This is a genomic window from Endozoicomonas sp. ISHI1 (assembly GCF_024606225.1).
Classification (GTDB): domain Bacteria; phylum Pseudomonadota; class Gammaproteobacteria; order Pseudomonadales; family Endozoicomonadaceae; genus Endozoicomonas_A.
In genome coordinates this window covers 186,913-198,430 of sequence record NZ_JAGRPU010000002.1, presented here as the reverse complement: position 1 = coordinate 198,430, position 11,518 = coordinate 186,913, and the positions used below count along the sequence as shown (strand labels likewise).

General features: G+C 48.4%; 8 protein-coding genes. 2 read left to right on the top strand and 6 right to left on the bottom strand.

Annotated elements, in window-relative coordinates:
- The first annotated feature begins 98 nt into the window (after positions 1-98).
- Both KBW69_RS02955 and hemE read left to right on the top strand, forming a co-directional pair.
- Entirely contained in the window at positions 99-1,526 is a 1,428-nt protein-coding gene (locus KBW69_RS02955) for an FAD-dependent oxidoreductase (RefSeq protein WP_257275722.1), read from the top strand.
- Between the two features lie 183 nt (positions 1,527-1,709).
- Positions 1,710-2,777 (top strand): uroporphyrinogen decarboxylase, encoded by a 1,068-nt coding sequence (gene hemE / locus KBW69_RS02950; protein ID WP_257279853.1) that lies wholly within the window; start codon positions 1,710-1,712, stop codon positions 2,775-2,777.
- A gap of 34 nt (positions 2,778-2,811) precedes the next feature.
- On the opposite strand, the gene KBW69_RS02945 is transcribed toward hemE, so the two are convergent.
- The 6 genes from KBW69_RS02945 to KBW69_RS02920 form a co-directional block, all read right to left on the bottom strand.
- Complete coding sequence (locus tag KBW69_RS02945) at positions 2,812-5,196, bottom strand: response regulator (RefSeq protein WP_257279852.1); 2,385 nt, start codon at positions 5,194-5,196, stop codon at positions 2,812-2,814.
- A 302-nt stretch (positions 5,197-5,498) separates the two neighbouring features.
- A complete protein-coding gene (gene purD, locus KBW69_RS02940) occupies positions 5,499-6,782 on the bottom strand; it encodes a phosphoribosylamine--glycine ligase (protein ID WP_257279851.1) in 1,284 nt (427 codons plus the stop codon).
- Between the two features lie 106 nt (positions 6,783-6,888).
- Positions 6,889-8,478, bottom strand: a complete 1,590-nt coding sequence (gene purH / locus KBW69_RS02935; protein ID WP_257279850.1) for a bifunctional phosphoribosylaminoimidazolecarboxamide formyltransferase/IMP cyclohydrolase — start codon at positions 8,476-8,478, stop codon at positions 6,889-6,891.
- Between the two features lie 259 nt (positions 8,479-8,737).
- A complete protein-coding gene (gene fis / locus KBW69_RS02930; protein ID WP_257275726.1) occupies positions 8,738-9,040 on the bottom strand; it encodes a DNA-binding transcriptional regulator Fis in 303 nt (100 codons plus the stop codon).
- Positions 9,037-9,978: a tRNA dihydrouridine synthase DusB gene (gene dusB, locus KBW69_RS02925; protein WP_373690665.1), complete on the bottom strand. Its 942-nt coding sequence runs from the start codon at positions 9,976-9,978 to the stop codon at positions 9,037-9,039. Before dusB ends, fis begins: the two co-directional genes overlap by 4 nt.
- 550 nt (positions 9,979-10,528) lie before the next feature.
- Positions 10,529-11,380, bottom strand: a complete 852-nt coding sequence (locus tag KBW69_RS02920; RefSeq protein ID WP_257275728.1) for a DUF3426 domain-containing protein — start codon at positions 11,378-11,380, stop codon at positions 10,529-10,531.
- Between the last annotated feature and the right edge of the window lie 138 nt (positions 11,381-11,518).

The window sequence follows — 11,518 nt, the reverse complement described above, 5'->3', positions numbered from 1 at the left end:
GAACAGCCATGTGCGCTGCAGCCAAGAGATGGTAATAAGCAGCATATGCAGCAGCGGCATGAGCGTTATAAAAACAATCAGCGAATGAGGTCAAATTCATGTCACAGTTTAACAACCGACTTAACAATCATTTTCAATTTGTCGAAGTAGGAAGAGAAGATCCGGAAAAAAAGGCCCTACAGGTTCGCAAGAATGATTTTGTAGAGATCTATGAGTCCTACAGTGAAAAACAGGCTAAGCAGCAATCTCATCGCTGCCTTGCCTGCGGTAACCCTTATTGTGAATGGAAGTGCCCTGTGCACAACTACATTCCGGACTGGTTGAAGCTGGTTTCAGAGGGTAATTTATTTGAGGCCGCTGAGCTTTCTCATCAGACCAATAGTCTGCCAGAGGTCTGTGGTCGTGTATGTCCACAGGACCGACTCTGTGAGGGTGCCTGCACCCTGAATGACGGGTTTGGTGCTGTAACCATTGGCGCTACTGAAAAATATATTACCGATACGGCGCTGGCCCTGGGTTGGCGACCGGATATGTCCAAGGTGGTGTGGACAGATAAAAAAGTAGCCGTGATCGGTGCTGGTCCTGCGGGTCTGGGCTGTGCAGACGTGCTGGTCAGAAACGGTGTAAAACCTGTTGTATTTGATAAAAACCCGGAAATTGGTGGTCTGCTGACGTTTGGTATCCCTGAGTTCAAGCTTGAGAAATCAGTGATGTCCCGTCGTCGTGAAGTGTTCACGGAAATGGGTGTTGAATTCAGGCTGAATACTGAAATCGGTAAAGATGTCCTGATGGAAGATCTGATGGCAGAATACGATGCCGTATTTATGGGCATGGGAACCTACACCTACATGAAAGGGGGGTTCCCGGGTGAAGACCTTCCTGGCGTTCATGATGCTCTGCCATTCCTGATTTCCAGCGTGAATCGCAACCTGGGTTTTGAAAAAAAAGCGTCTGATTTCATCGGCATGAAAGGAAAACGTGTCGTGGTTCTCGGTGGCGGTGACACGGCCATGGACTGTAACCGTACTTCCATCCGTCAGGGGGCTGAGTCGGTCGCTTGTGCCTATCGCCGTGATGAAGAGAATATGCCGGGCTCGCGACGTGAAGTCGCTAATGCCAGACAGGAAGGTGTCAAGTTCCTGTTCAATCGTCAGCCTGTTGAGATTGTCGGTAACGGTAAGGTAGAAGGTGTCAAAGTTATCACCACCAAGCTGGGTGAGCCTGATGAGCAAGGGCGTCGTCGTCCTGAGCCGGTTCCGGGCAGTGAGGAAATATTAGAAGCCGACGCGGTATTGATTGCTTTTGGATTTCGTCCAAGTCCTGCTGACTGGTTCGGGTCCCATGATATTCAACTGAATGAGTGGGGTGGAGTCGTTGCGCCTGAGCAGGCCAGGTATAAGTTTCAGACTTCCAATCCTAAAGTTTTCGCCGGTGGGGATATGGTTCGTGGTTCTGATCTGGTGGTTACAGCGATTTGGGAAGGTCGTCAGGCGGCTGAGGGCATTATGGACTATCTGGATGTTTGATCCTGCAGAGAGCTTATCAGGATGAATGTTCTCGAGCAGTGGAAGATTGTCATTAGGGGGGGGAATGAGTATTCTCCCCCTTTTATTTTCTAACATCGTAGCTTTTTCGGTTTGGGCAGACTCTAAGCGCTTGCCCGGATCTTCTTACGGCTTATTGCATTGTTCCTGAATTCTGGAAACCCCATGACCGAGCTGAAAAATGATCGCTTACTGAGGGCTCTGCTGAGAGAGCCTGTTGATGTCACCCCCGTATGGATGATGCGTCAGGCTGGACGTTATTTGCCTGAATATCGGGAGCTTAGGAGCAAAGCGGGTGATTTTATGTCGCTTTGTATGAATCCTGAGCTGGCTTGTGAAGTAACCATTCAGCCACTGGTGCGTTTTGACCTGGATGCGGCCATTCTTTTTTCAGATATCCTCACCATCCCGGATGCAATGGGCTTGGGGTTGTATTTTGAGACGGGAGAAGGCCCGAGGTTTAAAAAGCCCATTCGAACAGCGAGCGATGTTGAAGCACTGTCTGTTCCGGATCCCGAAAAGGATCTGGGCTATGTCATGGATGCGTTACGCACTATCCGCTCCGAGCTCAATGGTCGTGTGCCTCTGATTGGTTTTTCCGGCAGTCCGTGGACTCTGGCTACCTACATGGTTGAGGGGGGGAGCAGTAAAGATTTTCGTCGTATAAAAGCGATGATGTTTGATCAGCCCCAGATGTTGTCTCAATTGCTGGATGTATTGGCAGACTCTGTGACACATTATCTGAATGCCCAGATTAAAGCAGGAGCTCAGGCCGTCCAGATCTTTGATACCTGGGGTGGGGCGCTTTCTCCTGAGTGCTATAGAGCATTTTCCTTAAAGTACATGGAGAAGATTGTTTCAGGTTTGATCAGAGAACATCAGGGTAGAAAGGTGCCCGTCATTCTTTTCACCAAAAATGGTGGTCAGTGGCTCGAATCTATGGCCGCAACCGGTGCGGATGCTCTGGGCCTGGATTGGACGACCGATATTTCTGATGCACGTCGTCGTGTAGGGGATAAGGTCGCGTTGCAGGGAAATATGGACCCATCGGTTCTCTATGCATCATCAGAGCGCATAAGAGAAGAAGTGGCTAAAATTCTCAGAGGTTTCGGACCGGGTGAGGGTCACGTCTTCAATCTGGGGCACGGCATTCATCAGTTTGTCGAACCTGATCGTGCAAGAGCCTTTGTCGATGCGGTCCACGAACTGTCAGTCCGATACCATGCACAATAATTGACCGTATTCGTCAGCCTGATGTCTTCTGGCATCAGGCTGTCTCATTCTTATCCTGATGGGGTTCTCCCAGAACCTGTGAAATTGTCTTCTTGAGCGTTTTGGATTCAGTGGGTTTGGTCAGGAATTGACTGATCCTCAATCTATCCGCATGTTGTTTTCCTGGTGGGTTTGTAGCACCGGTGAGCATGATGATTTTTGGGATCTCCATCTGACTCTCTTCCTGGAGTCTTTCAGCCATTTGGATGCCATTCATACCCGGCATATGGTGGTCAAGTATGATCACGTCGAAGGCTCTTCCCAGGTAGGCTTCGTTGCGAATCATAGCCAGCGCTTCCCGACCGTCTTCAGCATCCAGTGTATTGATGCCCATCAGTGCACATTGTTGGGCCAGAACCTGTCTACAGGTTTTATTGTCATCAACAATCAGTGCCTTGATATTTTTGTGATAGAAAAGCGGTTGTTCATCCCGACGAATGGCGTTTGTTGTTTGTTGTTTATGTGGAATGGCAAACCAGATATGCGTGTTGCCCTGATTCATGATGCCAAAGTGCCCGGACATGGCTTCAATTAATTGGATGGTAATGTAAAGATGTATGCTGATGTTGGCCTGTTTTTTCGCTTCAGAGTAACTGAGTCCACTGATGTTACCCGGAAGGTTCAGAGCTTGTTTCCCCTGACTGTAACTGATCTGATAAAGAATGTAGCCGTCTTTACTTTCATTCTGCCTGTTCGGTTCTGAGTCTGGCAGCTGGGCGTTCTGACTGACGGAAATCATTATTTCACTGTTTTTTGTTTGGCGAAAGATATGAATCAGGGCGCCTTCTAAAATGAGTGATAGCTGACGTGTATCTGTTTCACTGATATCCGGGACATCAGGGTGCACAAAGCTGATCAGTTCAGTATTCAGTTGCTCTGCCCGTAACCGGAATTTAATGAGGCAGTCGTTCAGAAACTCATTGATATCGTAGGGTTTGATCTCAAGGCTGGCTTCGTTTTGCTCAAGTTTCCAGGCTTCAGAAAGCAGGTTGATCAGATTGCTGAGCTCGTTGCCTGCATATCTCAGGGTTTCAACATAGTTTTCCTGTTTGGGGGTCAGCTGTGTGCTTCGGAGTAGTTCAGACATCCCCAGTACGCCATTTAAAGGTGTTCTGAGTTCATGGCCCAAAGCGTTAAATAGACTCTTATCTTTTGTCATTTGGGTTTTGGATGCCGGGCTGAGTGGTGGTTCCTGTGCGAGCTTTGCTCCCTTTGGCAGACGTCTCTGGTAACCAAAATAAAAGCTGGAGGCAAGAATGGTTAACGAAGTTGCTTGAAGCAGCATCCAAGTGGCGGCAGTGGGGTTATAATCGAAAACGCCCAGAATAGCCAGTGAGGCTAACAGGTGGACAAGGGCATAAGGGGTGGTAATCCAGGCAGGAATCTTCAGTGCACCGGGTACTCTGACGAACAGGCTGCAATACCAGATGATCTGAGTCGTCAGCAGGTTGAGTATCAGACTGTGCTCCAGGGATGCAGAGGTGCCTGTCAAAGTAAGTATCAGTAATGATGTCGAGATGATGGAGAGCGTGTTAAAACAGTAGATGAGTTTAACGCTCTTTCCCGTCAAACTGGCGCGAGCTAATTGACTGAGCAGAATGGTTCCAACGATCAGTGAAACGTTCATCATCAAGTTTTGCAGCCATCCTGACTCGAACTTGCTGATATGAAATAATCCCTGCCAGCTTATCAAAAATATCGTGCCCATAAAGCAGAAGCCGGCCAGATAGATATGAGCCTTCTGATGAAATTTAAACCCGTTAATGGCATTCATAATCATCATGACGAAAAACAGAGCCAGCAGCCAACCGCTTTGCCAGTGAGTGAATGCCAGATCGCTGAGAACTGCACTGGGAGACTTCAGAGAGGCGTGTAGGTTGCCTGAGGCGCTTGCGGGTATCTCAATAAATAAATCCAGTGTTTTATCCACAAAGGGCATCAGATTATAAAGATAAACATTGCTGCCGGGCTGTCGTCTATCTGGAAGTTGCCTGTAATGTTTTGGGCCTGAAATATACGCAGTTAGCGATACGCCGGGTGGTGGTTGAAGCCAGAGAATGGGTATAGGCTTAACGTTGATGTCTTTGGGCAGTGAGATCTTGATCCAGGCTGTGCCTTTCTGGCTGGTGAAGTAAAGGCTTTTCCTCTGCCAGGGAGCAAAACGAAACAAGTAATCCAGATCATTGATCTGATCTAAATCGAGTGAACTTTCCGGATCAATGAAAATTCTGGAGAAAGGCTCAAGATTGATGGAAACTTTTTGAGGCTGCTGATGAGTGATCTGATCAAGGCTGAATACTTTCGCACTGTAGGTGGTAGCCAGAACCATTAGTAATACTGCTCTTATCCACAACCCAACCTTGATACGAAGGCGCGACATCGACTCTGTGCCTGAGGAGGGGTGGGGGGCAATCGATAACAGGCGGTTGAATACAGCGCACATAATATTTATTGAAAATTCCATTTTTCGATTGGTAGTGAGTATACCCTAAGCTGGCTTGCGGAAAAGTGGAATCGTTGCAATTTTATATAACTTTACTTTGAAGGTTTTTGTGCTCTGGAGATAGAAGCTTTATGAGTTTTTTATTCTATTGTTCGGTGGACGCTAGTTTAGATGGGGTGAAGTGTGATCAGCTGATGGAGCGGGTAGGCTGTTCGCTCCATCTGAAAAGCATCAAATACTTAATGTTCTCTGGCTATAGCGCGATAGCCAATGTCTGTCCTGAAGTAAGCATTATCCCACTGAATTTTTGAGGAGGCCTGATAGGCTTTGTCCTGCGCTTCGCTGACGCTGCTGCCCAGAGCCGTGACACAGAGTACGCGACCGCCATAGGTCACTACTTGTTCTCCCCTTAACTGAGTGCCGGCGTGAAACACTTTGCAGTCTGTTGAGTTGGCTTTCTCAATACCAGTGATGATGTCGCCTTTGTGGTACTTTTCCGGGTAGCCACCTGCGGCCATAACAACGCCAAGTGCGGTTCTTTCATCCCACTGGGCCTGGATTTGATCCAGCTTTCCTGTTGCGCCAGCCAGACAAAGTTCAGTCAGACTGGATTGCAGACGCATCATAATGGGCTGGGTTTCAGGGTCACCGAAACGACAGTTGAATTCCAGTACTTTTGGTGTGCCTTTGTCGTCAATCATCAGGCCTGCGTAAAGAAAACCCTTGTAGGTGTTACCTTCGGCAGCCATACCTTTCACGGTGGGAATGATCACTTCCTCCATTGCGCGCTCATGAATGCTCTGAGTCACTACCGGTGCCGGCGAGTATGCACCCATACCACCCGTGTTAGGGCCTTTGTCACCGTTATCCCTGGCTTTATGATCCTGGCTGGTCACCAGAGGTAGAATGTTTTTGCCATCCACCATAACAATAAAGCTGGCTTCTTCTCCTTGAAGGAATTCTTCGATAACCACCCGGTGTCCTGCTTCACCAAAGGCGTTGCCAGCCAGCATGTCATCAATGGCAGCAAGTGCCTGTTCTTCTGTGTCAGCAAGAATGACGCCTTTGCCAGCCGCCAGTCCGTCCGCTTTTACGACAACAGGGGTGCCTTTCTCACGGACATAGGCTTTGGCCTGATCAATGTCAGTGAAGGTTTGATAGTCGGCAGTAGGGATTTTGTGGCGAGCCAGGAAGTCTTTGGTGAAAGCCTTCGAGCCTTCCAGTTGTGCAGCACCTTGAGTGGGGCCGAAAATAGTGAGGTTGGCTGCTTCAAAGCGGTCAACAATACCGGCCACCAGAGGGGCTTCAGGGCCAACAATGGTAAGGTCGATGTTTTCTTCGCTGGCGAATTCAACCAGTTTATCGAGTTCAAGAACATCAATGCTGATGTTGGTTATGCCTTGCTCAAGAGCTGTTCCTGCGTTTCCAGGTGCCACAAAAACCTGTCCTACCTTGTCGTCTTGAGTTGCTTTCCAGGCGAGCGCATGTTCGCGTCCGCCACTGCCGATGATAAGTACTTTCATAGGTTTGCCTGTCCCCGGGGAGTCTGTTTGTGGTGGATAGCCAGTGTTTGTTATTGGTCGTAGATCGAGTGAAAAAAGAGACACATTCTGTGTCTCTTGTCAGCGATCAGTGACGAAAATGTCTGACGCCTGTGAATACCATGGCAATGCCGACCTCGTTGGCGGCATCAATCACTTCTTGATCTCGCATGGAGCCGCCTGGCTGGATGACAGCGGTAATTCCGGCACTGGCGGCTGCATCAATGCCATCCCTGAATGGGAAGAAGGCGTCTGATGCCATTACAGATCCGCGGACTTCCAGATTTTCGTCGGCTGCCTTGATGCCGGCAATTCGAGCACTGTAAACCCGGCTCATCTGACCTGCACCTATACCGATGGTTTGATGATCCCTGGCGTAGACGATCGCATTCGACTTGACAAACTTACCCACTTTCCAGGCGAAAAGCAGATCGTCCAGTTCTGCTTCAGTGGGTGTTCTCTCTGTAACTGATTTCAGTTCCAGGGTGCTGGTTACCTTGATGTCGCTGTCTTGAACCAGCAGTCCGCCATTGACTCGTTTGAAATCCAGAAAATGTTCTGTTGTCTCTGGTAGTGTGCCGCAACACAGTAGCCGGATATTCTTTTTGTTCTGAAGAATGATTTCTGCTTCGCTGTCGACTTCCGGAGCAATGATGACTTCTACAAACTGACGATCAATGATGGCGTTGGCAGTGACTGCATCGAGTTTTCTGTTAAACGCTATGATGCCACCAAAGGCGGATGTGGGGTCGGTTGTGTAGGCTCTGTTATAAGCCTCAAAGATGTCAGCGCCGATGGCTACACCACATGGGTTGGCATGTTTGACGATGACACAGGCAGCAGATTCAAAAGATTTGACACATTCCAGAGCCGCATCGGTGTCAGCAATATTATTGAAAGAGAGTGCCTTGCCCTGAATCTTCTGAGCACTGGAAACAGTGCCCGAAGGAGCAGGATCTTCTACATAGAAAGCGGCTTTCTGATGGGGGTTCTCGCCATAACGCATGTCCTGTACTTTTTTGTACTGACGGTTAAAAGTTCGAGGAAAGGCTTCTGGTTCTTCGTTATCGCCCGTCAATGTTCCGAGATAGTTGGCAATAGCACCATCATACTGAGCAGTATGCTCAAAGGCCTTTACTGCAAGATCAAAACGAGTCGCTGCAGAAACAGAGCCGTTGTTCTCACCAAGCTCGGAGAGCACCCGGGTGTAGTCTTTTGCATCGACGACAATCGTGGTGTCCCTGTGGTTTTTGGCAGCAGCACGAACCATGGTGGGGCCACCAATGTCAATGTTCTCGATCGCCATCTCCAGTGTGCAGTCCTCACGGGTCACTGTCTGCTCGAAGGGGTAGAGGTTGACGACGACCAGATCGATTGGCTTGATACCGTGCTCTGTCATGACGGCTTCGTCCTGACCGGAGCGACCCAGAATGCCTCCGTGAACTTTGGGGTGCAGGGTTTTGACTCTGCCGTCCATCATTTCCGGAAAGCCAGTGTAACTGGAGATTTCCACAGCGGGAATATCGTGCTCAACCAGCAGATTGTACGTGCCGCCCGTGGAGAGGATTTCTACTGAGCGCTGATGCAGTGCACGTGCAAATTCCACTATCCCGGTTTTATCTGAGACACTGATCAGGGCTCTTCGAAGGGGAGGCTGTTCGAAATCGTTTGCCATCATTCCTTTACTCACTGAAAAATCGTTGCCTGAAAAGCTGACTGATTCTAGCCGGATTTGAGCTTCTTCGCAGCATCCGATTCTCGGAAATAGTGGGAAATACAAAAATAATGTTGCTACCTCGAACTGAAGTACAGGTTATTACAAAGCTATTGATCTTCAAAAAGATCTGGGTTTTGTTTTTATATGGGTTGTAAAGACGGGAGGTAGATAAAGTCGTATTCATGTCACAGATCATAATACGACTTTAGAGGCAGGGAGGTTACAAAAGGTCGTATTGCTTGAGTTTCTTTCTTAGTGTGCCACGGTTCAAACCAAGCAGGACTGAAGCTCTGGTCTGGTTACCCTTGACGTACGTCATAACGGTTTCCAGAAGGGGGGCTTCTACTTCAGAAAGGACCATCTGGTATACATCGGTTACTTCCTGACCATCCAGATGGCTGAAGTAGTTGTTCATTGCTTTCTCAACACTGTCGCGGAGTGTCTGCGTTTCACTCTCGATAGGGCTGGTTAGTGTCTGTCCATGGACAGAGGGTTTATCAGTAATAATATGAGGTGCCGTCATGCTGCAATATCCTTGTGATGACTTAAGGTTTGAAAGTACTCCAGTATGCAGTTTTCTTGTTCTTCTGCAGACTCTAGATTGTTGAATTGTTTGCGAAGTCTTGATCCGGATGGGCTGGCCTGCAGGTACCAGCCAACGTGTTTTCTGGCTATGCGCACGCCTTGGGTTTCACCATAAAACTCGTGAAGTGCAGCAAGGTGACCCAGTAGAATGGACTGGATCTCTTTGTGTTCCGGCGCTGGCAGCTGTTTACCCTGTTCAAGGTAGTGGTTAATCTCCCTGAATATCCAGGGTCTTCCCTGGGCTGCACGTCCCACCATGACGGCGTCTGCGCCTGTGATGTCCAATACCGCTTTTGCTTTCTCGGGAGAAGTAATATCGCCATTGGCTATCACTGGAATCTCCATGGATTCACAAATTCGGGCAATGGTCTCGTATTCAGCCTCACCCTTATACATACACTGGCGGGTTCTACCATGAACGGCCAGAGCGGATATACCAAAGTCCTGTGCCATCAAGGCAATGTCGAGGCCGTTTTTGTTTTCAGGACACCAGCCGGTCCGTGTCTTTAGAGTGACCGGGATATCAACCGCCTGAACCACTGACTTCAATATTTGCTTTACCAGTTCAGGTTCTCTCATCAGAGCGGAGCCAGCCGCTTTGTTGCAGACTTTTTTTGCAGGGCAGCCCATGTTGATATCAATGATTTGGGCGCCCCGTTCCTGGTTTAGACGAGCCGCAACAGCCATTTGTTCCGGGTCACTGCCTGCAATCTGAACAGAGCGAGGTTGAAACTCTTCGGCGTGATGATCCATTCTCAGTCGAGACTTTCGTGTGTTCCAGAGTTTTGGGTTGCTGGTCACCATTTCTGAGACGGCCATACCCGCTCCCATTCTCAGACACAGTTGCCTGAATGGGCGATCTGTTACTCCGGCCATGGGGGCCAGGATAACCGGACTTTGAATAGTGTATGGACCTATCTTTAACAAAGTGGTTTGCCTCAATCCAGCGTTGCTACTGTCCAGAGCGTGATAAAAATCCTCTAAGGTGATTTAAATGACTGCTCGGGATCATGAAAAAAGCAAGAGGTCGATCTTGCGGGGTTTTCAAAGATTTATACGACTTTCAGTGTCTCTTTGTGGGAGATCAGGCAGGCGTAATCGCATATAATACTCTGTACAATTTTTAGACGAAAGGGTGTTTTATTGTGGGCTCTGACTGGAACAGCACTCATCTTCACGAGCAGTTATTACCACGTACCGGTGTCCTGTTGCGAAATATGACCTTTCAAAGACGGTGTATAGTGACTTTTGTGAAAAGTACCGCAAGTAATAATTTAGGTGATCTAAGTGATTTTTGATCTCGATTAAATACCTATAGATTTGCGATATCTACTTATTGCAATTGCTCGGTTACGGTTTGTGGATGCACTTGCCGGTAAAACACCATAGAGACTCGATTTATAGGGCTTTCGCTTCTGCCAGTCTTTTAATTGGCAGGTAAAAAATACAGCTGATAGTTGGTAGCTCCATTGCCGGGATCAACGATTTCCATACTGAGCCTTATGGGGTGTCCGCTGGGTATCTCTCTGGATCCAGCCAGTGCACCGCCCAGATACTCCTTCGGGCGAAACCGTCTACTGGCTTCGGGTTGGCCATTAATGTCAGTAAATGTTAACTCAAGCAGGGGCCAGGGTTGCGGAAACGTGGCTTCATTGATGATCACTGAGTCTACTACCAGACCTTCGCTTCGCTCGGGGTGGCTACGGATGTGCAGTTGCAGGCTTTTGATGGCGTTAACATCTACCAATGCCGGAAGGGAGCAGTTCAGATATTGACAGCTTAAAGTGTATGCTGGTCTCAAACGTGGGTCGAGTGAAAGCTGATCTCTGTTAAACCATGCGTACTGTCCAGCAAGCGATACAGAAAAAATCAGGATCAGAGTGACCCAGCCCATTACTCTCAGGGAACTTCTTCCTGATTCTTCATCAACCTCAACGTGCTCCTTATTCAAAGTATCCAGAAAAGAATGGAATGGGGGCTCTTCTTCAGGCGTCGTTTCGACGGCTCTTAAAGTGCTTTCTTCAGGCTTGCTATCCTGAGTCGTGTTTTTCTCTGCTACTTTGTCATGTCGGGTCGATTGTTTTTCAGCCGGTTTGTCTTTCGGCTTCTTCTGGAGCGGTTTTTCCGGAGCAGCTTTATTGGGCATGTTTGATAGGGCATCAAACACCTCAAGACAGGAACCGCATCGAACCGAACCACTGGCGGCTCGTAATTGCGCCTGGGTCACCTTAAAGGAGGTCTGGCATTTTGGGCAGCGGGTGATTCGAGAGCCTTTCATGAAGCCTGTATGCGTTACTGTCTTGATTGAGTGTGGATTATTAGATCAAAGAGCTACAAAGGATGTCCACAGCCCGAAAGATAAAATCTTCCGGGATCTTGTCTGAGATCAGTCTGATATCAAAAAATATTGCATCTT

Coding starts and splice junctions, on each gene's coding strand:
- hemE (WP_257279853.1), top strand. CDS start 1,710: ATGACCGAGCTGAAAAATGATCGCTTACTGAGGGCTCTGCTGAGAGAG.
- KBW69_RS02955 (WP_257275722.1), top strand. CDS start 99: ATGTCACAGTTTAACAACCGACTTAACAATCATTTTCAATTTGTCGAA.
- fis (WP_257275726.1), bottom strand. CDS start 9,040: ATGACGGCACCTCATATTATTACTGATAAACCCTCTGTCCATGGACAG.
- purH (WP_257279850.1), bottom strand. CDS start 8,478: ATGATGGCAAACGATTTCGAACAGCCTCCCCTTCGAAGAGCCCTGATC.
- KBW69_RS02945 (WP_257279852.1), bottom strand. CDS start 5,196: ATGTCGCGCCTTCGTATCAAGGTTGGGTTGTGGATAAGAGCAGTATTA.
- KBW69_RS02920 (WP_257275728.1), bottom strand. CDS start 11,380: ATGAAAGGCTCTCGAATCACCCGCTGCCCAAAATGCCAGACCTCCTTT.
- dusB (WP_373690665.1), bottom strand. CDS start 9,978: ATGGCCGGAGTAACAGATCGCCCATTCAGGCAACTGTGTCTGAGAATG.
- purD (WP_257279851.1), bottom strand. CDS start 6,782: ATGAAAGTACTTATCATCGGCAGTGGCGGACGCGAACATGCGCTCGCC.